This window comes from Streptomyces typhae, from assembly GCF_009755605.1.
Taxonomy (GTDB): Bacteria; Actinomycetota; Actinomycetes; order Streptomycetales; family Streptomycetaceae; genus Streptomyces; species Streptomyces typhae.
Genome location: NZ_WPNZ01000012.1, coordinates 67,731 through 89,241 on the forward strand (window position 1 = coordinate 67,731; position 21,511 = coordinate 89,241).

Genomic DNA, 21,511 nt, shown 5'->3' on the forward strand with positions numbered 1-21,511 from the left:
CCCCTCACCCGAAGTCGCCCTGCACCATGGCCGCGAGCCGGTCGTGGTGCAGGATCAGGGTGTCCGGGCCCTCCGGGGCCTCCGGCACCGTCGCCTCGCCGAAGTGCACCTGGCGGTAGGCGACCCTGAGCATGACGACGGCGTGCCGCAGCGCCGCGTACAGGATGTAGAAGTCCATGTCACGGGGCTGATGGCCGGTGAGGCGCGCATAGCGGGCCTCGATCCGGTCGCGGCGCAGGAAGTCCGGCAGGCCCGGCTGCCCGAAGCCCACGGCGAGGTCCTGGAAGAACCGGTGCAGGAAGACGGTCCAGCCGATGTCGACCTCGCGCGGGGCCAGGGCCGCCATTTCCCAGTCGAGCACGGCGGCGGGCTCGAAGCCGTCGTAGACGACGTTGCCGATGCGGGCGTCGCCCCAACTGAGGACCGGCGCGCCCTCGTCGCGCGGCCACAGTTCGCCGAGTTTCGCGAAAGCGCTTTCGACGAGCGGTGAGCGCGGCAGCCCTTCGACGACCCAGGCGTAGTAGGCCCGTTGCGAGGCGACGTGCCGCCGCAGCGCGCTGCCCTCGCCCGGGAGCGCGAGGAATCCGGCCGCGGCGGCCGGGACCTGGTCGTGCAGGTGCGCGAGGACGCCGACCGTGGCGTCCTCCAGGCGTGCGCGTTCGGTGTCGCTCGCCTCGTACAGCCAGTTGCCCTCGTACGTGTACGGCATGACGTCCGGCGGCACCCGCCCCGCGACCCGCTCCATGACGAAGAACGGGGCACCGAGCGGCGCCGGGTCCCGTTCCAGCCACAGCACGCGCGGTACCGGCACGTCGGTGTGCTCGGCGACCAGCCGCATGGTGCGGTACTGGCGCTCCATGTCGTACACGGGAAAGACGGTGTACGCGTCCGGGTCGGCGGCGAGCCGCAACGCGCAGCGCCGCAGCGGCGGTTCGGGGTGCTCGATGTCGAAGAGCAGCGTGTCGCTGGACATGCCGTTGGACTCGGGCACGGACACGCCGGACACCTGCGCGCCCGGCAGCCGGGCGTCGAGCCAGTCCGTCAGACGGCGGGCGACCTCCGCCGGGTCCCGGGTGGTCGTGCGCGGCGCGGGCCGCGGCTGCCGCGGTGGCGTGGGTTCCGTGGTCATGGTCCGTGCTCCTCCCGGCTTCCGGCCCGCTGCGGACGTCGCTCAGGGGGCCGTCGGACCCAAGGGACGTCGATGTCTACGTCTACGTCTACGTCGACGTCGGCGGCCGTCGGAGTCGAGGGCCCGGCGCGCTCAGGGGGCCACCGAGCCGAAACCGGTGAAGCCGCTCGGGTCGTGGCGGCCGAAGCTGCCGTGCTCGAAGACGCCGTGGCCGACGCGGCCGTCCAGGGTGAAGCGGGCCGCGTGGTCGACGACGCCGTACCCGGCGAGCGGGTGCACGGACGGGTCCGCGAGGTCGTAGGTGCGCCGGTCGACCCAGCCGCGGCCCCGCCAGGTGCCGTGCTGCCAGTCGTCGGCGGGCGGATATCCGGCGCCGACGGCGAGGGGCAGGGACGTCAGCGACTCGACGCCCAGTTCCAGGGGCTTGTGGGTCGCGGGGTCGGTGAGGTGGACGACGGCGCGCACGACGTGCCGGGTGCCCGAGCGGTAGGTGATGTCGGCGCGCGGCCAGCCGAGTTGGCGGTCGGGCCGGCCGGGGCGGACGAGGGTGGCGTCGTTGAGGGTGCGGTAGCCGTCCGCGTCCTCCTGGGTGACGATCATCAGGAAGCGGTCGTCGAAGCGCACCGGGCACCAGATCCAGTGGAAGCCCTCCGCCGGGAACTCCTCGCCGAGCCTGCCGCTCTCCTCACCCGGGATCGGCCGCACGCCCCAGCTGCGGTCGCGGGTCGCCGTCCACTCCCCCGCCGTCACGGCGATGTCCTCGCCGCCGGTACGGATGGTCCCGGAGCAGTCGCCCGCCTGCACGAAGCGCCGGCCTTCGAGGGTGAGGCGGTCGCCGCGGCGCTGGACGTGGTGCGGCTCCCACAGCGCCGGGAAGGCGGCGGTCCACTCGATGTCGTACGTCGGCGAATCCGGTTGTTCCGGGTCTGCTTCGCAGGTCAGGCGGAGTCTGCGCAGGGGTTCGAGGACGGTGACGCGCAGCGGGCCCACCGCCAGGTTCATGCGGTCCTCACCCAGGGCGTCGAAGGCCCGTACGGCGTGCACCGTATCGCCGGTGCGCAGGGTGGCGTAGGCGTCGATGACGCCTGTGTTCGGATAGACCCCGAGGCCGAGGACGAGCAGCGCCCGGCCCCCGTGGTCGAACACCTGGAAGACGCAGCGGTCGTAGGCGTTCCGGTCGCCGGTCGCGACGTGCTTCATCGACAGCGGGACCTGGTGGACGGGGTACTCGTCGAGCGGTACGGGACGGTCCTGCGGCACGGCGCACCTCCCTGGACGCGCGGGATCCTGCACCGCGCGGAACGCGGCGGGGCCCGGCGTGGAGGTGACGGTACGTCAGTCGCCGTGCGGGGGCCAGACGCGTGCCCGTCCGAATGCGCCCGGTGGCGCCGGAGCCCTGCGCCCCCTGCGCCGCGCCCGGACGGGCCATGAACGCACGCACGATTCGACCCGACGGTGACCTGCTCACGGCGCGGTCCGTTGGCCGGGCATGACCACCCCCACGCACGCTCCGGCGGGCCACCGCAGGCACCAGCTCGCTCCCGCTCCCACCGCCGCAGAATCGGTTCCCTACCGGCCTCAGTACACCCAGTACACCCATTACACGCAGCCGCCGCATCATTCACAGCCGCCCCAGTACCCCCAACAGACCTCTTCCGTCCCTCCTCCTCCGCAGCCGGCCCCCGTTCCCCAGGACCCGCCCATCTACCGCGCCCTGCTGTGCGTCTGGTCCGAGCGCGGCCGTACGCTGCCCGGACGCCACGACCCGGAGTGGGTACGGCTCGCGGCGCCGACCGTCCGCGACGGACAGTTCGGCGGCCGCGCGGACGCGCCGCCGTTCGGGGCGGGCGGGGAACCGTGGTTCGGCACCGGCGGGGCCGCCCGTTACGGCACCTTCGGTGCGGGCGAACAGAGCCGGTACGGCGCCGGCGGGGACGCCGCCCGGTACGACGCGGGCAGGGACAACCCGTACGGGACGGGCGGGGAGGCCCGGTACGGGACGGGCGGAGCCACCCGTTTCGGGGCGGGCGAGACCGCCCGGTACGGGGGAGGCGAGACCGCCCGGTACGGGACGGACCCGCAGCACCGGTACGCGCCCGGGTACGCGCAGGACCGGGAGCACGGTTTCGGTCAGGACCACAGCCAGGCACCCAGGCCGGACCACAGCCAGGCACCAGGGCCGCACCGGAGCCGGACGGCCGGACCGGACCGGAGCCAGGCCTTCGCGCCCAGCCGCGACCAAGCCTTCGCATCCAGCCGCGAACAAGCCCTCACGCCCAGCCCCGACCAAGCCTTCGCCCCGGACCGTGCCCGGACCCTCGCCCCGGACCGTGCCCGGACCCTCGCCCCGAGCCGCGACCAGGCCCTCACGCCCGATCGGCGCCAGGCCGCCCTGCCGGAAGCGGACCGGGGCAACCCACCCGCGCAGGACCCCGCCCAGCCGTTCCGTCCGGTACGGGTCGCCACCTCCGTCGTCCCCGTCATCCAGGGCACCTCGGGAACCCAGCGAGCCCCAGGCTCCCCGGGCACCCCGGGAACCCCGCAGGCCGTCACCGCAGTCGGTGTCAGCGCGTCTCGGGCCCCGCGAGATGACGCGCGATGACCATGCGCTGGATCTGATTCGTCCCCTCGACGATCTGAAGGACCTTGGCCTCGCGCATATAGCGCTCCACGGCGAAGTCGGCCGTGTAGCCGTAGCCGCCGAGCACCTGGACGGCGTCGGTCGTCACCTTCATCGCGGTGTCCGTGCACAGGAGTTTGGCCATCGCCGCCTGCTTGGAGAACGGCCTGCCCGCGTCCCGCAGCCGGGCGGCCGAGAGATACAGGGCCCGGCCCGCCTCGATCTGCGTCGCCATGTCCGCGAGCATGAAGCGCAGCCCCTGGAAGTCCGCGATGGGCCGCCCGAACTGCCGCCGCTGCGTGGCGTACGTCAGCGCCTCGTCGAGTGCCGCCTGGGCCACGCCGATCGCGCACGCCGCGATGCCGAGCCGCCCCGAGTCGAGCGCCGAGAGCGCGATCGCGAAGCCCTGCCCCTCCTCGCCGATGCGCCGCGTGTCGGGCACCCGTACGCCGTCGAAGTGCAGCTGGGACGTCGGCGAGCCCTTCATGCCCATCTTCTTCTCCGGCGCCGCGGCCGTGAGCCCCTCGGCGTCACCGGGCACCAGGAAGGCCGTGACGCCGTGCGCGCCCTCGCCGCCCGTGCGGGCCAGGACCGTGTAGAAGTCGGCGATGCCGCCGTGGGTGATCCACGCCTTCGTACCCGTGATGATCCACTCGTCGCCCTCGCGCACGGCCTTGGTGCGCAGCGAGGCGGCGTCGGAGCCGGAGGACGGCTCGGACAGGCAGTAGGCACCGAGGAGGCCGCCGCCGAGCATGTCGGGGAGGTGTGCGGTCTGCTGCTCCTTGGTGCCGTACCCGGCGAGCCCGTGGCAGGCGAGGGAGTGGACGCTGACGCCGAGGCCGACGGTCAGACGTGCGGCGGCGAGCTCCTCCAGGACCTGGAGGTACACCTCGTACGGCTGGTCGCCGCCGCCGAAACCGGAGTCGTAGGGGAGGCCGAGCAGGCCGGACTCGGAGAGCAGGGTGAAGAGTTCGCGGGGGAAGCGGCCCGCTTCCTCCTCCTCGGCCGCGCGTGGCACGATCTCGCCCTTGATCAGTTCTCGCACGAGCGCGAACAGATCACGGGCTTCCTCGGTGGGCAGATGACGCTCGACCGGCTGTGCGGATCCCTCAGGCATGGCGCTCTCCTCTCCCTGTTCGGGCGCTTCAGCGGACTCGCGCTCAGGGTGTGGCGCCGCCGCCGGGGACACTGCCACGCCGATGCTGTCCTTCCGGGTCGCGGAAGCGGCTGACCAGCGGCTGTGGCGCGTTGAGTATGCCCGATCGGCGGCACGGCGTCACGGGTTCAACGGCTGTCCGGCTGATCTTCATCGAGCTGTGTCCGGTTGCGTGGCCCGAACCGGCTATGCGGAGGGAATTGGTCCGAACCATTGACGCATTGGTCTAGTCCTTCTAGAGTCCAGCGGCACAAGACGTCTTCGCGTTCATGCCAATTCACCGCACGACTGCTCACGGCCCGTTGACGGGATCCGGGGGCGGCCGTCCGGCACCCGGCGCAAGGGCGCGAAGGAGTTCGCAGGTCCGCAGGACAGCACCACCCCCACATGCTCCCCTCTCCCCCCACGAGGAGACTGCGATGCCACAGCTCAACCGTCCCCGCGCCCGCTTCAGGGCGCTCCTGGCCACCGCCTGTTGTGCCGTGCTCGGCGCGGGTCTGCTCGCCGGCGCGGGTACCGCGGCCGCCGACCAGAGCGCCGGTGCCGCCAGGGCGACCACCGCCGAGGCCGACGCCAAAGCGGGCTCCCGCGTGGTCGGCTACTTCACCGAATGGGGCGTCTACGACCGGAACTACCACGTCAAGAACATCGAGACGTCCGGTTCCGCCAACAAGCTGACGCACATCAACTACGCCTTCGGCAACGTCCAGGGCGGCAAGTGCACGATGGGCGACGCCTACGCCGCGACCGACAAGGCCTACACCGCGGGCCAGAGCGTCGACGGTGTCGCGGACACCTGGGACCAGCCCCTGCGCGGCAACTTCAACCAGCTGCGCAAGCTGAAGAAGAAGCACCCGAACCTGAAGGTCCTGTGGTCCTTCGGCGGCTGGACCTGGTCGGGCGGCTTCACGCAGGCCGCGCAGAACCCGGCGGCGTTCGCCCAGTCCTGCTACGACCTGGTCGAGAACTCCAAGTGGGCGGATGTCTTCGACGGCATCGACATCGACTGGGAGTACCCCAACGCCTGCGGTCTGACCTGCGACACCAGCGGTCGCGCCGCGTACAAGAACCTGATGTCGGCGGTGCGCGCCAAGTTCGGTTCCAAGAACCTGGTGACCGCCGCGATCCCGGCCGACGCGGCCGCCGGCGGCAAGATCGACGCCGCTGACTACGCGGGCGCCGCCCAGTACGTCGACTGGTACAACCCGATGACGTACGACTACTTCGGCGCCTGGGAGGCCAAGGGCCCGACGGCTCCGCACTCGCCGCTGAGCTCCTACACCGGCATCCCGAAGCCCGAGTGGAACTCGCAGTCGACGATCGCCAAGCTCAAGGGCCTCGGCATCCCGTCCGACAAGCTGCTCCTCGGCATCGGCTTCTACGGCCGCGGCTGGACCGGCGTCACCCAGAAGGCGCCCGGCGGCACCGCGACCGGCCCGGCCGCGGGCAAGTACGAGCAGGGCATCGACGACTACAAGGAGCTGAAGACCAAGTGCCCGGCCAACGGCACGGTCGGCGGCACCGCGTACGCGCACTGCGGCACCAACTGGTGGAGCTACGACACCCCCGCGACCATCGGCGGGAAGATGAACTACAAGAACCAGCAGGGCCTCGGAGGCACGTTCTTCTGGGAGCTCAGCGGTGACACCGCCAACGGTGAGCTGATCAAGGCCATCAACTAGCGGTCGCCGCACGGCAGTCGTGGGGGCGGGAGCCGGCGGGCTCCCGCCCCTTCGTCATGCCCGCGCGCCCGGACGCGGCGGCGGGGCGTCGTCGAGCGGCGGGGCGGGGAGCGACGGCTCGACCTCCTCGATGACGCCGAGCGTCGCACGCAGCGTACGCACCAGGAAGTCCCGGACGGTGTCGCGTTCCAGCGGCCCGTCCTTCGTGCCGATCCAGTCGAGCGTGACGCCCTCGACGCTGCACAGCCAGCCGAGCAGCGCCACCCGTACCAGCGCCGGGATGTCCCGGTGGCCGTAGGCCGTCTCGGCGATGGTGCCGATCATGGCCTCGCGCACGCCGTCGCGGATGGCGTGCACCTCGGTGTCGAAGCCGACGCCGCCGCTGACGATGGCGCGGTAGGCCGCCTGATGGTGCTCGGCGTAGCGCAGATAGCCGTCGATGGTGCGGTGCGCCCGCTGGGTCGGCGGCAACTCGGTGTCGCTGCCGGCGCGTTCGACCAGGTCGGCGACGGAGTCCTCGATGATCGCGAGGTAGTAGCCGCGTTTGGATTTGAAGTAGTAGTAGATCAGCCCCTTGGCCACGCGCGCGTGTCTCGCGATGTCGTCCATCGACAGCGCGTCGTAGGACGTGTCGGCGAACAGCTTCCGGCCGATGACGATGAGTTCGGCGCGGCGCGCCACGGAGCGGTCGGTGCCGCGCGCCTGCGGGCGGTCCCCGTCGGAGGAACGATCGGTACCGCGCTGTTGACTATTATTCAATATCGGCCCTAGTCTCCAACTGCCTCAGGATCAGCCGCAGTATGGCAGACCGCTGCCGCCTGCCCGGCCCGGCAGGCATCTGCTCGGGCCCGGCGGTGCTCTGCCGCGCACTCCCCCTACGCACACGCGCTCCGCTTCACGCACATGCGCTCCGCTTCACGCACACGCGCTCCCCTTACGCACACGCACTCCCCTTACGCACCGGACGACGTACGGGAGGACCCAGTGAGCACAGCGAAGAGATCCTTGCGCGAGGGCCGGACCAACTGGAAGAAGACAGCCGTCGTCGCCCTGCCCGCGGTCCTCGCGGTCGGCGCGATGGCGTCCGTGATGGCCGAGGGCGCGCTCGCCGCCTCCTTCGCCGTCAGCGGCACCAGTTTCCAGGTCTCCTCGGGCAAGCTGACCAGCCAGGGCCTGTCGAGCTATGTGCAGGTCGACCGGGACGTCGACGGCAAGGGCCACCCCGTGGCGCTGCTCGGCATCGGCGACGCGACGCTCTCCGACATCTGCCAGGCCGCCGAGGTCAGGACGCCGATCGGCACGGTGGTGTTCAAGCTGATGGCGGGCGGCGACGCGGGCAACGTCACCGCGAGCAACCTGATCATCGACGGCGAGGACCTGGTGGGCGACGCCCGCTTCGGGACCGCGCAGATCGGCCGGGACGCCTCGACGCTCGACGAGGTGCCGGGCGTCAAGGGCGAGCGGGGCAAGTTCGGCCTCCAGGCCGGGGACATCGAGGTGGCGAAGGTGCGCTCGCACGCCTGGTCGGCCACCGGCGGCAACTTCCGCCTCAAAGGCATGAAGCTGGACGTCAGCCTCGGCGGCAAGAAGTGCTTCTGAGCGGGCCCGGCGCCCCGCGCACTGGGGGATGGCTCGACGAGCGGCTGCCCCTCAGGGACGCACGCAGGGTACTGCGCGGATGGCGGCGCACCCGCCCCTTCTGGGGCGGTCTGCTGCTGATCCTCGGCGGGGCGGAGCTGTTGATCATCCCGCTGTCGCCGCTGACGGTCCTGGTGAGCCTCGGGCTCGGCGGGATCGCCGCGATCGGCATCGGGATCGCCCTGATGGTCGCCGGACTGTTCCTGTGGCTGCTGCCGCACGCGCACCACTACGTGTCCGTGAACGCCTTGATCCTCTCGGTGCTCTCGTTCGCGGCGACGAATCTCGGTGGTTTCCTGATCGGGATGATCCTGGGCATCGCGGGCAGCGCGATGGGCTTCGGCTGGACACCCGTAGCGGACGACGACCGGGACGCAGCCGGACGCCCCCGGCTGCGCGAGGGGCAGGGCACCCGGACCCTGGCCGTGCTCCTTCCGGTGGTGCTCGCCGGGACGGCGCTGTGGGGCGCCGCCCCCGCGAAGGCCGCGCCCGGTGACGGGGAGATCGTGGCGGCACGGACGCCGCCCACGATCACCACGACGCTGTTCGCCCCCAAGGGCTTCATCGTGGCGGGTGTGCGCGACATCCCCACCGCCGACGGACCGATGAAGGTGATGGTGCTGCGGATGAACGCGGCCTCGCTCACCGACTACCGCCTGACGACCCGTGACGGCAGCCGTGAACTGTCCCTGGGCGCCGAGACCCTGGACCTCAGCGGCAAGGTCACGCTGTATCTGACCAAGTTCAAGGGCTGCATCCAGGGCATCCTCTGTCTGACGTTCACGCCGGACCGGCTGCCGGTGCCGCCCCTCGTCCCGCCGTTCGTCTTCATCACGCAGGTCAGCGCTGAGCAGGCGCTCGTCACCTCCGACTCGATCGTGGCCGGCGGACTGCGGCTGGAGGCGCGGGCGTGATCCAGATCCAGGCCGCGCTGTTCTGGGCGTACGCGGTGGGTGCGACCTTCGCGCTCGCCGCGGCCCGCCAGCTCCAGGTGTGGGAGCGGATCAACGCGGGCGAGGGCCCGCGCACCCGCAGCCGGGCCGCCAATCCCTATCTGGCCCTGACGGTGCTCTTCGCCGCCGTCCTGCTGGTGCCGACCGGCCTTTTCCTGCTCTGGCAGAACCCGTCCTGGGCGACGATGCACGTCAGCGGCGGCCACGAGGGCGTGTGGGCGGGCTTCGTGCTGTTCTACGCGGGCGGCGTACCCGTGGCCGCGATCCTCGGATTCCTCGGATCGCAGGTCCTGGTCCTCGTGGGCGCCGGCTACTGGGCGTACCTGAACTGCGTCGGAGGGTACTTCCTGCTGTTCGGGACGCTGGTGCACGGCTGGGACGGCAGGGGCTACGAGCGGTTCCTGTCCCCCGGCGCGCGCGACTGGGCGGACTGGCCGCAGGACAGCGTGGTCAACAACGCCCTGGACTTCCTGACGTCCGGCACGTTCCTCGCGCTCGTGGTGTTCGGCGCGGCCGTGATCGGCACCATGCTGATGACGGAGATCGGCTGGCTCCTGGAGGGCTGGTCACTGCCCGGCGCGGACGAGGACCGCGAGGTGCGTCCCGTCCTGGCCGTGGCGATCGCCGCTGCCGGGGTGTACGGGCTGCCGTTCCTCGGCGCCGTCACCGCGAGCGTCCTGGTGCGGCTGCTCGGCGGCTGGCTCGGACTGCCGCTGTTCGCGGTGCTCGCGGGGTTCGTGCTGCTTCCCGGGCGATCGCCCGTACGGCGTCTCTACGCCTTGGTGGGGCTGCCGCGCCGGCACTGGCGGGCGGGCCTCGACCCGGAGCCGCCGGGGACGGGCGGCGTGGACGGTCCCGGTGACGGGACGACGGGCGGCGTGGACGGTCCCGGTGACGGGACGACGGGTGGCACGGACGGTCCCGGTGACGGGACGCGGCTCACAGAAGGCCGATCTGGCTGACCAGCATCGCGAGCACCACGACGAGGGTCCATCCGGCGAGGTGCTCCAGGACGTTCGGGCCGTCGTCGGGGCCGCCCGTGCGGGCCTTGGTGCGGACTGCGGTGGCAGAGGTCGCGGTCATATCGCTTCTCGCTGACGTTCTTCGGCGGCGCCGGGCTGTTCCCGGCCGCTGCGGCAGTGGACATTCCCCCCACTGGGTCCTACCACCATGCCAGCCGTACCCGGAATCGTGAGCGAGACGTTGGTCACGCGCCCCCACAACTGCGGCGGATCGCCGTGCGTCTAAGACGGCGTACGTCCCGCGCAGCATCCGACCGAAAGGTTTCCGATGAGCACGATCAGGACGCCCCGCAGAGCGCGGCTCGCCCTCGCGGCGGCCGTGACGGCGGCAGCCGCCCTCACCGGACCGGTCTCGTACGCCACGCCCGCGGCCGCGGAGAAGCCGGCGCCCGGCGCGCCCGGACTCGGCGACCCGATGTTCCCCCTGGACGGCAACGGCGGCTACACCGTCGACCGCTACGTCCTGGACTTCGACTGGCAGGCCCCGAAGACCCCGTTCGCGGCGACGGCCACCGTCAAGGCCACCGCCACCCAGTCCCTGTCCCGGTTCAACCTGGACTTCGGCGGCAACACCCTGCACTCGGTCACCGTCGACGGCAAGGCGGCCGGGACCTCGCGCGAGGGCGACGAGCTGACGGTCACTCCGAAGTCCCCGCTCCTCAAGGGCCGTTCCTTCACGGTGAAGGTCACCTACACGGCCGACCCGACACAGATCCGGCACCGCGACGACGCCATCGAGGACTACGGCTGGATCCCCACGCCCGACGGCACGGTCGTCTATCCGCAGCCCAACGGCGCCCGGCTGATCTTCCCCGCCAACGACCACCCGAGCCGGCGGGCGCCCATCACGTTCCGGATCACCACGCCGAAGGACCTGACGGCGGTCGCCAACGGCAAGCTGACCGCCAAGGACGCCGTGTCCGGCGACCGGGTGCGCTGGACGTACGACTCCGAGCAGCCGCTCTCCACCCAGCTGGTGCAGCTCGCGGTCGGGAGGTTCACGACGGTCGACAGCACCGGGCCCGGGGGGCTGCCGCTGCGCGACATCGTCCCGGACGCCCTGGTCGAGCCGACGGCGAAGTACCGCAAGCTCACCCCGGACCATCTGCGCTGGCTGGAGCAGAAGCTCGGCAAGTACCCCTTCAACCGCTACGGCGTCCTCGTCGGCGACACCGACCTCGGCGTCGCCCTGGAGACCCAGACCCTCTCCCTGGTCCCGAAGGCCGACCTGCTCGGCACGCAGGTGGACGCCGAGCGGAACCTGGTGCACGAGCTGGCCCACCAGTGGTTCGGGGACAGCGTCGCCCTCGCGGGCTGGTCCGACCTGTGGGTCAGCGAGGGCCACGCCCGGTTCTACGAGCGGATGTACTCCGAGGAGCACGGCGGCGACAGCTTCGAGGCCGCGATGAAGGCCGCGTACAAGGCCCACGACCAGTGGCGCCGCGACTTCGGCGCGCCCGCGGAGCCCACCGAGCCGAACCTCTTCAAGCGCATGCGCTACGACGGGTCGGCGCTGGTCCTGTACGCGCTGCGGGAGAAGGTCGGCGACGCCACGTTCCAGAGGATCGAACGGGCCTGGGTCACCGAGTACCGCGGGCGGACCGCGAGCACCCAGGACTACATCGACCTCTCCTCGAAGATCGCGGGCGAGGACCTGTCCGGCTTCCTGAAGCCGTGGCTGTACGGGCCGAAGACACCGCCGATGCCGGGCCACCCGGACTGGGTGGTCGACCCGGCGACCTGAGACCAGGTGCCCTGAGGCAGGCGCCGGCGGCCCCGTCCCGCGCGGGACGGCGCCTGCCTCGGGGCACGCCTCAGCGCACGCCGACCGCGGCGAGCGCGCGCACCTGCTCCTTGCCCGGGTTCACCGGGAAGTACAGGTAGCAGACCCCACCGCTCCCCGAGACGACCGTCCCCTGGGAGTTCTTCCGCTTGGTGCGGAGCCAGATGTTCTCCCACTCCCGCCGCTTGTAGACGCGGCGGACCGCCGGGTTGCTGGGCGACGCCGGGTCGTTGGCGATCACGTCGCCGCCCGCGGTGAAGCCGATGACGGTCATCAGATGGCCCGCGGTGCCGTATCCGGCGCCGGTCAGCTCCTCCTTGAGGAAGGACTGCGAGGTGATGACCGGGATGCCCGCCCGGATCAGCGTCTCCAGGTCGGTGAGCGAGCCGAGCCGGGTGACGATCGCCTGCATGTCCTTGTACGTGGCCGCGTAGGCGGCGTTGAACGGCCAGTTCCCGCAGCCGCCGTACTGGTAGTCGTAGGTGAACCGGGCCGCGTGGCACACCTGCGGGTCGGCGAAGGCCGGGTCGACCCAGGCCAGGTCCGCAGCCGTGGGCCCGCGTCCCCAGTACTCCAGGATCATCTGCGACGACGTGGGACTGCACCAGGCCTCGCCGCCGTTGTCGTACTCCGGGTACTGGCCCTTGTGGATCTCCTGCGAATAGCGCGGGACCTTCAGCTCCCGCGCGAGGCCGGGCTCCGACGCGGGCACCGTGAAGCGGTCGGGCACCGCGGACGCCATCGCGCCGAGCCGCCACACGGTGGGAGTGCTCGTGCCGCCCGGCTCGCGGTACAGCGTCAGCCGCAGCCGGTACGTGGTCACGCGCAGGCTGCCGGTCGTGTCGTCGACGGACAGCGTGTCCGTCCACACGCTGCTTCTGCCGTCGCTCTGGTCGTCGACGGAGGTGCGCCGTATCACCGGGGCGCGCGTGTCCTGCCGGTCGTCGCCGGAGTTCCACCGGCCGAGGACGTACCAGGGCGATGTGGTGCCGTCGGAGTACGACGCCTCGATCTCGACCTGGATCCAGGTGCCGGTGGGGGTGCGGGCGTTCCAGGAGGCGATGGCTTCCGTGGCGGGCACGGCGCTGCGGTGCGCGGGACCGGTCCACTGGGCGTACTCCCAGGTGGCGGTCCTGCCGGTGTGCGGGTCCCGGTACTCCCTGGTGCCGACGGGGGCGGCGATCTCGACGCCCGCGCGCCCCTTGGCGACGACGCGGGTGCCGTTCGCCGTGCCGCCTCCCCAGTCCTTGCGCGAGGTCCAGAAGCGGTTGTCCACCAGGCGCTCGCCGCGGGGCGGGCGGCGGCGGGCCGCTGGGCCGCCGCCGGGCGGGCCGGACGGGCCGGACGGGCCGGACGGGGACGCGTGGGCGGAGGCGGCGGCCACGACGGTGGTCGTCGCGGCGGCCACCGCCGCCGCGCCCGCCGCGGCGGCGAGGAGTCTTCTGCGGGACATGTCTTCAGCTCGGTCCATGGACGGGAACCCCCGGTCGATGGTTTCCGGCCGCAGCCGGACGTGAATGGTCAGGTACACGACAGTGCGCCAACTATGGCCGCCGGCCGACGGGCCCGCCAGCGTCAGGACCCGGCCGACGTCCACCAATATTGGCCTCTACCACTGGTATGACCTGGGACGGCGCGCTGAATCGCACACATGGACCACTGTGGGCACCGCCCGCACTCACGGCCCGTAGGCTGACCGGCGATGACCGAAACTCCCCGCCCCACGCCTCTCCCCCGCCCCACCTCCCTCGCCCGTGTCGCGCACATCCTGCGCCACCTGCCGCCGTCCTGCGGCCCGGTCCGCCTCGTCGCCGTCGACGGGCACGCGGGCTCCGGCAAGTCGACCTTCACCGCCCGGCTCGCGGAGGAGCTCGGCGGTGCCCCGGTGCTGCACCTCGACGACCTGGCGAGCCACGAGGCGCTGTTCGACTGGACCGGGCGGCTGCGGCAGCAGGTCCTGGAGCCGCTCGCCCGCGGCGAGACGGCGCGCTATGCGGCGTACGACTGGAACGAGCGCCGCTTCGGCCCCACCGATCGCCCCCTTCCGGCCGCCCCCGTGGTCCTGATGGAGGGTGTCGGCTCGGGCCGGCGCGTGCTGCGTCCGTTCCTGGCGGGGTTGCTGTGGATGGATCTTCCGCAGCGCGCCTCCTGGGCGCGCGGCCGCCGACGCGACGGACCCGCCCAGAGCGACTTCTGGGACGGCTGGGAAGTGGCGGAGCGGCGTCATTTCGCCGAAGACCCGTCCCGGCACCGCGCCCACTTCCTCGTACGGGAGTTGCCGACGGGATACGAGGTGCTGCCGGGGCCCGCCGAGGCGGCAACAGAACCCCAGATCATCACTCAGGGTGAAGGGCCATCGGCAGCGCGCTGAACCTCCGGAAACCCACTTCCGGACCGCGTGGCCAGTTTCCACGCGTGCCCCAACTCGGCTTGACCCAGGGGCCTTACAGGACTTACGTTCTGAATGTGCGGCCTTTCGGGTCGCCGACAGACGCGAAGCCCCCGGTTGTTCCCCCGTGATCGGGGGCTTCGTTCTGCCCGGAGCACGCTTTTCCCTAGCGCCGCGAGCCGTCGATCGCTCACCCTGGGTCACCGACCGGCCGGGGTCCGAGGGACACCCGAGACGGCACGCGCCCGCGATCCCGCGCTGCGGGACCCTACGGCCGGACCCCGCCACGCAGGTACGATGCCTCTCGGTGCGACTTCGGACGGCGGCTTCGCGCACCGAGTCAACTCCCGTCCACAGCACTGCGGTTCTGCTCAGTTGCCGGCGGGCACCGGCCCGGTGGTACACAAACGGGGGCACGGTTTGTGGGGGACGTGATGGACTTCGGCACGCAGGGCGCTCCGGCCCCGGCCGACCTCGCCTGGCTGCGCGGGGTCGACGCCTACACCATGGGTGCCTATCCGCAGGCCGAGGAGGAGTTCCGGGCCGCGGTGCGGATGGACCCGGGCATGGCCGACGGCTGGCTCGGGCTGCACGCGCTGCGCATCGACACGACGACCGCGCTCCTGCGGATGTTCCAGCACCGGGACCGCTTCGGCGAACAGCGCGCCCGCCATGCCCGCACGCTCAACTCCTGGTACTGGCTCGGCTGGTGGGTGCAGCCGGTCCTGGAGTCCACCCGTGACCTCCTCCTCGCGCACGCCTCGCACTGGCTGGACGGACGCCATGTGCCCGAGCTCGACCGGGCCCTCGCCGGACTCCCGCCCGTCGACGCCGACGTGCAGGTGCGCTTCCTGCACGCCTGCCGCGCCTATCTGGTCAAGGACTGGGAGCAGTTGGTGCGGCACACCGAGCCGCTGATAGACGACCCGATGCTCGGCATCGAGGCGGGCCTCTTCGGCGGCATGGCCCGGGTCCGCCTGGAGATGTACGGACAGGCCGAGCCGCTGATCTCCGCCGCCCTGATGCGGTGCCGCAGCGAGCAGCCGCAGCGCAAGGAGCTGCGCTACTGGCTGGCCCGCGCGCACGAGGGCACCGGCCGCTCCGCCGCCGCGCTGCCCCTGTACCGCGCGGTGCACCGGGTCGACCCCGCCTTCATGGACACCTCCGCGCGCCTCGCCGCCATCGCCGAGGGCGACGGGTACGACGACGGCACCGACCTGGCCGCCCTCACCCTCACCGGCATGGGCCAGGACGCGCTCGACGGGCCCGACGGCGTGGACGCGCTGTTCGGCACGGAGGGCCGCGACCTCAAGGTCACCGAGCCCGAACTGCCCTCCGGCAGCGGCCCGTCCGAGACCGACCGGGTGCGCGAGAAGGCCGTCATCCCCATCAAGCCCGCGCCCCCGCAGCTCCCGGCGGGGCCCACCGACCCGGCCCTCCTGGAGCAGGCACTCGCCGAACTGGAGCGCATGGTCGGCCTGGAACCCGTGAAACGCCAGGTCAAGGCGTTGTCCGCGCAGCTGAACATGGCGCGTCTGCGGGCGGCGCAGGGGCTTCCGGTGCAGCCGCCGAAACGACACTTCGTCTTCTCGGGCCCCTCCGGCACCGGCAAGACCACCGTGGCCCGGATCCTCGGCCGGGTCTTCTACGCCCTCGGCCTCCTCGGCGGCGACCACCTGGTGGAGGCCCAGCGGGCCGATCTGGTCGGCGAGTACCTGGGGCAGACCGCGGTGAAGGCCAACGAGCTGATCGACTCGGCGATCGGCGGCGTCCTCTTCGTGGACGAGGCGTACGCGCTGTCCAACACCGGCTACGGCAAGGGCGACGCGTACGGCGACGAGGCGCTCCAGGTGCTCCTCAAGCGCGCCGAGGACAACCGCGACCACCTCGTCGTCATCCTCGCCGGGTACCCCGAGGGCATGGACCGGCTGCTCGCCGCCAACCCCGGCCTTTCGTCGCGCTTCACGACGCGGGTCGACTTCCCCTCGTACCGGCCGCTCGAACTCACGGCGATCGGGAAGGTCCTCGCCGCCGAGAACGGCGACGTGTGGGACGAGGAGGCACTCGACGAGCTGCGCTCCATCAGCGGTCATGTGGTCGACCAGACGTGGATCGACGAGCTGGGCAACGGACGGTTCCTGCGCACGCTGTACGAGAAGAGCTGCGCGTACCGCGATCTGCGGCTCTCCGGCTACCCCGGAGCACCGACCCGGACCGACCTGTCGACGCTGCGGCTGCCGGACCTCATGCAGGCGTACGGGGAAGTGCTTTCGGGGCGGGGTCCGACGGATCTGACCGGGCCCTGACCCGACGCCGGCCGCCGGGCCCGCGGGCGGACGCCCCCGCGGGCCCGGCGGTCCGCTCAGCTCACCAGTTCCCTTCCCCGCACCGGGCGCGCGTCCGGCGCCGGATCCGCCGCCCGGGGCGCCGCGACCCGGTGGGCCGGGTCGCGGACCTCGCCGACGAGGAGTTCCAGGACGTCTTCGAGGGCGACGAGACCGAGCACCCTGCCGGACGCGTCGGCGACCTGCGCCAGATGCGTCGCGGCGTGCCGCATCACCGTCAGGGCGTCGTCCAGGGGGAGTTCGGCCCTGAGGGTCGTCATCTGGTGCCAGACGTGCTGGGGCACCGCGCGGTCGGTGTCCTCCAGGTCCAGGACGTCCTTGACGTGCAGATATCCCATGAAGGCGCCGTTGTCCGCGCGGACCGGGAACCGGGAGTAGCCCGTGCGGCCGGTGAGCTCGACGACTTGGGCGGGGGTGACCGACGGGCCGACGGTGACGAGGGCCGCGCTGTCGAGCAGGACGTCCGTCACCGGGTGCGAGGCCAGTTCCAGCGCGTCCTCCAGGCGTTCCTGCGCCCGCGGGTCGATCAGCCCTGCCTGGCCCGCGTCCTCCACGAGACGGCCGAGCTGGACGCTGGTGAAGACCGCCTCCACCTCGTCCTTCGGCTCGACCTTGAAGAGTCGCAGGATCAGCCGGGCACAGGCGCCGAGGGCCACCGTGACCGGGCGGCACAGCCGGGCGAAGGCGACGAGCCCCGGGCTGAGCCACAGCGCGGTCCGCTCGGGCGCCGCCATCGCGAGGTTCTTCGGGACCATCTCGCCGATCACGAGGTGGAGGAAGACGACGGCGGCGAGCGCGATCACGTACCCGAGGGGGTGGATCATGCCGTCGGGCAGGCGAGCCGCGTGGAAGAGCGGCTCCAGGAGCCGCGCCACGGTCGGCTCCGCCACCGCGCCGAGGGTCAGCGAGCAGACGGTGATGCCGAACTGGGCTGCGGCCATCATCTGGGGCAGGTGCTCCAGGCCGTACAGGACCTGTCCGGCGCGCTTGGAGCCCAGCGGTTCGATCTGGCTGCGGCGGACCGACACCAGGGCGAACTCGGCCCCCACGAAGAAGCCGTTGGCGAGTACGAGGAGCAGCGCGAGGAGAAGCTGAAGAAGGCTCACCGCACCGCCTCCACGACCCCGGCACCGACCTGGTCCGCAGACGGCCCGGCGGTTGCGGCTGCGGCTGCGGCTGCGGCTGCGGCCGGATCGGCGGTGGCCCCAGCGGCGATCCGGTCGACACCGGTAGCCCCGGCGCCGGTCCGGTCGCCACCGGACGCCCCGGCGCCGACCCGGTCCGCGGACAGCCCGGCGGTTGCGGCATCGGCATCGGCGGTAGCTCCGGCGGCGATGCGGTCGCCACCGGACGCCCCGGCGCAGACGCGGTCGACACCGGTAGCCCCGGCGCCGACCCGGTCGGCGCCGGCCCGCACCAGGCGCACCCGCTCCGCGCGGTAGTGCCCGACCTGGCGCACCGAGAGCCGCCAGCCGGGGAGCTCGGCGCTGTCGCCGGGGGCGGGGATGCGGCCGAGCAGGTCGGCGACCAGGCCTGCCACCGTCTCGTAGGGGCCTTCGGGCACGTCCAGGCCTATGCGACGCAGGATGTCGACGCGGCAGCCGCCGTCGGCGTCCCACGCGGGCCGGCCGTCCTCGGGCGGGGCGGCGGCGAGTTCGGGCAGGTCGTCGGCGTGGTCGTGCTCGTCGCGGACCTCGCCGACGAGTTCCTCGACGATGTCCTCCAGGGTGACGACACCGGCCGTGCCGCCGTACTCGTCGACGACGACGGCGATGGGCTGTTCGCTGCGCAGCCGCTCCAGGAGGGGCTGCACGGGCAGCGTCTCCGGAACGAGCAGCGGCGGCTTGGCGACGCGCCCCACGGGGGCGCGCAGCCGCTCGTGCGCCGGGACCGCGAGGGCGTCCTTGAGGTGGACCATGCCGACGATCTCGTCGATGCGGTCCCGGTAGACGGGGAAGCGGGAGAGGCCGGTGGCGCGGGTCAGGTTGACCACGTCCTCAGCGGTCGCCGACGACTGCAGGGCGCTGACCTTCACGCGGGGCGTCATCACGTGCTGCGCGGTGAGTTCGCCGAGCGAGAGCGTGCGGACGAACAGGTCGGCGGTGTCCTGCTCCAGCGTCCCGGCGCGGGCCGAGTGCCGGGCGAGGGAGACGAGTTCGCCGGGGGTGCGGGCGGAGGCCAGCTCCTCGGCGGGCTCGACGCCGAAGGCCCGCACCAGGCGGTTCGCGACGGCGTTCAGCGCGGCGATCACCGGGCGGAACACCCGGGCGAACGCGTGCTGGGGGCCCACCACGAACCGCGCGACCTGGAGCGGTCGCGACACCGCCCAGTTCTTGGGCACCAGCTCGCCGATCACCATCTGCACGGCGGACGCGAGCAGCATGCCGACGGCCACCGAGACGCCGGGGACCGCGCCGTGCGGCAGCCCGGCGGAGGTGAACGGGCCCGCCAGGAGGTGCGCGAGGGCCGGTTCGGCGAGCATGCCGATGACGAGCGAGGTGATGGTGATGCCGAGCTGGGTGCCCGACAGCTGGAAGGAGAGCTCCTTCAGGGCGGCGACGACCCGGTGGGCCCGGGGGTCCCCGTCGGCCGCGGCCTTCTCGGCTTCCGGCCGCTCCACGGTGACGAGACCGAACTCGGCCGCCACGAAGAAGCCGTTGGCGAGGATCAGCAGGAAGGCCGCCGCGAGGAGCAGCAGGGGGATGGTCATGATGCCGCCACCTCGTCCGGGACTCGGGTGCCCGGATGTCGGGAGGGGGCGGCGCAGGTACTACAGGACGATCCGTCCATCGCCGGAGGGTGTCACTCCTCGGATAGCAGGAGCCCCGGTCGGGCCGCGCCGGCCTTCGGGGGCGGGGCGGCCCGTCGTGCCTGCCCCGCCACCAGATTAATCAAGTCGGAGGCCGACGCGTCAGTTCGGGATGCCCCGAGTCCTCCCTGATTTTCGACCCCGGCATCAGTCGGTGGTGGTGCCGTCCTCCGGGCCGGTGTCGCCGCCGCTCTCACGGCCGGCCCGCGCCTCGGCCAGGGCCCGCAGCGCACGGGCGTCGCTGACGGCACGCTGCCTGGCGATGCCCGGCTGGATGCCGAGGGCGGGCAGGCTGGTGCCGTCGGTGAGGTCGAGGAACACCCAGGGGTCGCCGGGCCGCAGGTTGACCCGGACGATCTCGGCCCACTCCAGGCGGCGGCTCGTGGCGATGTTGACCACGGTCACGCCCGACTCGTCGGCGACGACCTTGGGCCTGCTCAGCAGGACCAGGACGCCGAGCAGCAGCGCGCCGGTGAAGACGAAGCTGGTCCGCTCCCCCGGGCTGAGGTTGGGCAGCAGCATCGCGATCACGGCGAGCACCACGAGGATCATGACCCCGGCGGTGAGCAGGACCGCCCGCGTTCGCGCGGGCCGGAACGTGACGGGCAGGGCGGGCGGGGCCGACGGGGCGGGCTGCCCGGTCTTGTCCGGCATGGCGGCGTTCTCCGGCACGGTCGGGGGCGGACGGTCGGAAGCGCTCGGTCAGAGACGCTCGGTCAGGGGCGCTCGGTCAGAGGCGGCAGGCGTGGATGGCCGTGGTCAGGATGGCCCGCGCCCCGATGGCGTACAGGTCGTCCATGACCCGCTGGGCGTTCTTGGTGGGGACCATGGAGCGCACCGCGACCCAGCCTTCGTTGTGCAGCGGCGAGATGGTGGGCGACTCCAGGCCCGGGGTGAGGGCGACGGCCTGCTCCAGGTGCTCGGCGCGGCAGTCGTAGTCCATCATCACGTACGTCCGGGCGACCAGGACGCCCTGGAGGCGGCGCAGGAACTGCTGGACCTTCGGGTCGTCGGCGTCGGCGCCGGTGCGCCGGATGACGACGGCCTCGGACTTCATGATCGGCTCGCCGAAGACTTCGAGGCCCGCGTTGCGCAGGCTGGTGCCGGTCTCGACGACGTCCGCGATGACCTGCGCGACACCCAGTTCGATGGCGGTCTCGACGGCGCCGTCGAGGTGGATGACGGAGGCGTCGACGCCGCTGTCGGCGAGGTGCTTGGCGACGATGCCCTCGTAGGAGGTGGCGACCGTGCGGCCCGCCAGGTCGTCGATGTCCTGCGCGGTGCCGGGCTTGGCGGCGAACCGGAAGGTGGAGCGGGCGAAGCCGAGGGGCAGGATCTCCTCGGCGTTGGCACCGGAGTCGATCAGCAGGTCGCGTCCGGTGATGCCGATGTCGAGCTTGCCGGACGAGACGTAGATCGCGATGTCGCGCGGACGCAGGTAGAAGAACTCGACCTCGTTCTCGGGGTCGACGAGGACGAGTTCCTTGGACTCCTTGCGCTGCTGGTATCCGGCCTCATGCAGCATCGCCGACGCAGGTCCGGACAGTGAACCCTTGTTGGGGACGGCGATGCGCAGCATGAGGACGGATTCCTTTGCGTGAGGAGTGACTGCGGTGGCGGGCGGTGCCGCCGGTGAGGGGAGGGACTGCGGTGAGGCGGTCGGAGCCTCCGGTGGAGCGGTCGCTCTAGAGGTGGGCGTACACGTCGTCGAGGGAGATGCCGCGGGCGACCATCATCACCTGTACGTGGTACAGGAGCTGCGAGATCTCCTCTGCGGCGGCTTCCTTGCCCTCGTGCTCGGCGGCCATCCAGACCTCGGCGGCCTCCTCGACGACCTTCTTGCCGATGGCATGGACGCCCTTGTCCACCAGTTCCGCGGTGCGGGAGGTGGCGGGGTCGCCGTTGGCGGCCTTGTGCTGGAGCTCGGTGAAGAGCTCCTCGAAAGTCTTCTTGGACATGATGTCGCTTACTCTACGCGCCCGCGC

Annotated in this window: 18 protein-coding genes and 1 pseudogene; 8 read left to right on the forward strand and 11 right to left on the reverse strand. The window is 72.1% G+C overall.

What is annotated here, in order from left to right; translation table 11 throughout:
* Nucleotides 1-4: 4 nt before the first annotated feature.
* Nucleotides 5-1,129: a phosphotransferase family protein gene (locus tag GPA10_RS22050; protein WP_157167013.1), complete on the reverse strand. Its 1,125-nt coding sequence runs from the start codon at nt 1,127-1,129 to the stop codon at nt 5-7.
* A gap of 132 nt (nt 1,130-1,261) precedes the next feature.
* A complete protein-coding gene (locus GPA10_RS22055; RefSeq protein ID WP_343041207.1) occupies nt 1,262-2,389 on the reverse strand; it encodes an Rv3169 family protein in 1,128 nt (375 codons plus the stop codon).
* Nucleotides 2,390-2,618: 229 nt separating this feature from the next.
* Here GPA10_RS22055 and GPA10_RS22060 point away from each other — a divergent pair, with 229 nt between their 5' ends.
* A complete protein-coding gene (locus GPA10_RS22060; protein ID WP_157167014.1) occupies nt 2,619-3,731 on the forward strand; it encodes a hypothetical protein in 1,113 nt (370 codons plus the stop codon).
* Here the strand turns inward: GPA10_RS22060 and GPA10_RS22065 are convergent.
* The gene (locus tag GPA10_RS22065) at nt 3,694-4,866 is read right to left on the reverse strand and encodes an acyl-CoA dehydrogenase family protein (protein WP_157167015.1); all 1,173 of its coding nucleotides are present in this window, start codon (nt 4,864-4,866) and stop codon (nt 3,694-3,696) included. The two genes, GPA10_RS22060 and GPA10_RS22065, sit on opposite strands and share 38 nt — an antisense overlap.
* Before the next feature lie 458 nt (nt 4,867-5,324).
* On the opposite strand from GPA10_RS22065, the gene GPA10_RS22070 reads away from it, so the two are divergent.
* Nucleotides 5,325-6,587 carry a glycoside hydrolase family 18 protein gene (locus tag GPA10_RS22070; RefSeq protein ID WP_157167016.1) on the forward strand — a complete coding sequence of 421 codons (1,263 nt, stop codon included), beginning with the start codon at nt 5,325-5,327 and terminating at the stop codon, nt 6,585-6,587.
* 54 nt (nt 6,588-6,641) lie between these two features.
* Here GPA10_RS22070 and GPA10_RS22075 read toward each other — a convergent pair whose 3' ends face one another.
* Nucleotides 6,642-7,346, reverse strand: a complete 705-nt coding sequence (locus tag GPA10_RS22075) for a TetR/AcrR family transcriptional regulator (protein ID WP_157167017.1) — start codon at nt 7,344-7,346, stop codon at nt 6,642-6,644.
* Nucleotides 7,347-7,571: 225 nt separating this feature from the next.
* Here GPA10_RS22075 and GPA10_RS22080 point away from each other — a divergent pair, with 225 nt between their 5' ends.
* Genes GPA10_RS22080 through GPA10_RS22090 form a run of 3 tightly spaced genes read left to right on the forward strand, consistent with a single transcriptional unit; the run spans nt 7,572 to nt 10,140 of the window.
* Nucleotides 7,572-8,186: a DUF6230 family protein gene (locus GPA10_RS22080; RefSeq protein WP_058851932.1), complete on the forward strand. Its 615-nt coding sequence runs from the start codon at nt 7,572-7,574 to the stop codon at nt 8,184-8,186.
* Nucleotides 8,177-9,139 carry a DUF6114 domain-containing protein gene (locus GPA10_RS22085; RefSeq protein WP_343041209.1) on the forward strand — a complete coding sequence of 321 codons (963 nt, stop codon included), beginning with the start codon at nt 8,177-8,179 and terminating at the stop codon, nt 9,137-9,139. The genes GPA10_RS22080 and GPA10_RS22085 overlap by 10 nt, the downstream gene beginning before the upstream one ends.
* Complete coding sequence (locus GPA10_RS22090) at nt 9,136-10,140, forward strand: hypothetical protein (RefSeq protein WP_343041210.1); 1,005 nt, start codon at nt 9,136-9,138, stop codon at nt 10,138-10,140. Before GPA10_RS22085 ends, GPA10_RS22090 begins: the two co-directional genes overlap by 4 nt.
* Here the strand turns inward: GPA10_RS22090 and GPA10_RS22095 are convergent.
* On the reverse strand, nt 10,118-10,261 hold the full coding sequence (locus tag GPA10_RS22095; RefSeq protein ID WP_107450678.1) for an SCO1431 family membrane protein: 144 nt from the start codon (nt 10,259-10,261) through the stop codon (nt 10,118-10,120). The genes GPA10_RS22090 and GPA10_RS22095 overlap by 23 nt on opposite strands.
* A 207-nt stretch (nt 10,262-10,468) precedes the next feature.
* On the opposite strand from GPA10_RS22095, the gene GPA10_RS22100 reads away from it, so the two are divergent.
* Entirely contained in the window at nt 10,469-11,944 is a 1,476-nt protein-coding gene (locus GPA10_RS22100) for a M1 family metallopeptidase (protein WP_198351673.1), read from the forward strand.
* A gap of 70 nt (nt 11,945-12,014) precedes the next feature.
* Here the strand turns inward: GPA10_RS22100 and GPA10_RS22105 are convergent, their stop codons facing one another.
* Nucleotides 12,015-13,454, reverse strand: coding sequence for a peptidase C39 family protein (locus tag GPA10_RS22105; protein WP_157167018.1), 1,440 nt, complete (start codon nt 13,452-13,454; stop codon nt 12,015-12,017).
* A gap of 231 nt (nt 13,455-13,685) precedes the next feature.
* On the opposite strand from GPA10_RS22105, the gene GPA10_RS22110 reads away from it, so the two are divergent.
* Entirely contained in the window at nt 13,686-14,354 is a 669-nt protein-coding gene (locus GPA10_RS22110) for a uridine kinase family protein (protein ID WP_157167019.1), read from the forward strand.
* Between the two features lie 452 nt (nt 14,355-14,806).
* Nucleotides 14,807-16,678 (forward strand): AAA family ATPase, encoded by a 1,872-nt coding sequence (locus GPA10_RS22115; protein WP_157167020.1) that lies wholly within the window; start codon nt 14,807-14,809, stop codon nt 16,676-16,678.
* Nucleotides 16,679-16,734: 56 nt separating this feature from the next.
* On the opposite strand, the gene GPA10_RS22120 is transcribed toward GPA10_RS22115, so the two are convergent.
* The 5 genes and pseudogenes from GPA10_RS22120 to GPA10_RS22140 form a co-directional block, all read right to left on the reverse strand.
* Nucleotides 16,735-17,823 (reverse strand): hemolysin family protein, encoded by a 1,089-nt coding sequence (locus tag GPA10_RS22120; RefSeq protein WP_343041211.1) that lies wholly within the window; start codon nt 17,821-17,823, stop codon nt 16,735-16,737.
* A gap of 305 nt (nt 17,824-18,128) precedes the next feature.
* A pseudogene (locus tag GPA10_RS22125) lies at nt 18,129-19,427 on the reverse strand (hemolysin family protein); the annotation flags it as partial.
* Nucleotides 19,428-19,673: 246 nt separating this feature from the next.
* A complete protein-coding gene (locus GPA10_RS22130) occupies nt 19,674-20,180 on the reverse strand; it encodes a PH domain-containing protein (protein WP_157167022.1) in 507 nt (168 codons plus the stop codon).
* A gap of 76 nt (nt 20,181-20,256) precedes the next feature.
* Entirely contained in the window at nt 20,257-21,105 is an 849-nt protein-coding gene (gene hisG, locus GPA10_RS22135) for an ATP phosphoribosyltransferase (RefSeq protein WP_157167023.1), read from the reverse strand.
* A 106-nt stretch (nt 21,106-21,211) separates the two neighbouring features.
* Nucleotides 21,212-21,484: a phosphoribosyl-ATP diphosphatase gene (locus GPA10_RS22140; protein ID WP_055564821.1), complete on the reverse strand. Its 273-nt coding sequence runs from the start codon at nt 21,482-21,484 to the stop codon at nt 21,212-21,214.
* Nucleotides 21,485-21,511 lie beyond the last annotated feature (27 nt).

Excerpts from the sequence above, each read along its gene's own strand:
- GPA10_RS22050 (WP_157167013.1), bottom strand. The coding sequence starts at position 1,129 with ATGACCACGGAACCCACGCCACCGCGGCAGCCGCGGCCCGCGCCGCGC.
- GPA10_RS22060 (WP_157167014.1), top strand. The coding sequence starts at position 2,619 with ATGACCACCCCCACGCACGCTCCGGCGGGCCACCGCAGGCACCAGCTC.
- GPA10_RS22065 (WP_157167015.1), bottom strand. The coding sequence starts at position 4,866 with ATGCCTGAGGGATCCGCACAGCCGGTCGAGCGTCATCTGCCCACCGAG.
- GPA10_RS22070 (WP_157167016.1), top strand. The coding sequence starts at position 5,325 with ATGCCACAGCTCAACCGTCCCCGCGCCCGCTTCAGGGCGCTCCTGGCC.
- GPA10_RS22095 (WP_107450678.1), bottom strand. The coding sequence starts at position 10,261 with ATGACCGCGACCTCTGCCACCGCAGTCCGCACCAAGGCCCGCACGGGC.
- GPA10_RS22100 (WP_198351673.1), top strand. The coding sequence starts at position 10,469 with ATGAGCACGATCAGGACGCCCCGCAGAGCGCGGCTCGCCCTCGCGGCG.
- GPA10_RS22105 (WP_157167018.1), bottom strand. The coding sequence starts at position 13,454 with ATGGACCGAGCTGAAGACATGTCCCGCAGAAGACTCCTCGCCGCCGCG.
- GPA10_RS22110 (WP_157167019.1), top strand. The coding sequence starts at position 13,686 with ATGACCGAAACTCCCCGCCCCACGCCTCTCCCCCGCCCCACCTCCCTC.
- GPA10_RS22115 (WP_157167020.1), top strand. The coding sequence starts at position 14,807 with ATGGACTTCGGCACGCAGGGCGCTCCGGCCCCGGCCGACCTCGCCTGG.
- GPA10_RS22130 (WP_157167022.1), bottom strand. The coding sequence starts at position 20,180 with ATGCCGGACAAGACCGGGCAGCCCGCCCCGTCGGCCCCGCCCGCCCTG.
- hisG (WP_157167023.1), bottom strand. The coding sequence starts at position 21,105 with ATGCTGCGCATCGCCGTCCCCAACAAGGGTTCACTGTCCGGACCTGCG.
- GPA10_RS22140 (WP_055564821.1), bottom strand. The coding sequence starts at position 21,484 with ATGTCCAAGAAGACTTTCGAGGAGCTCTTCACCGAGCTCCAGCACAAG.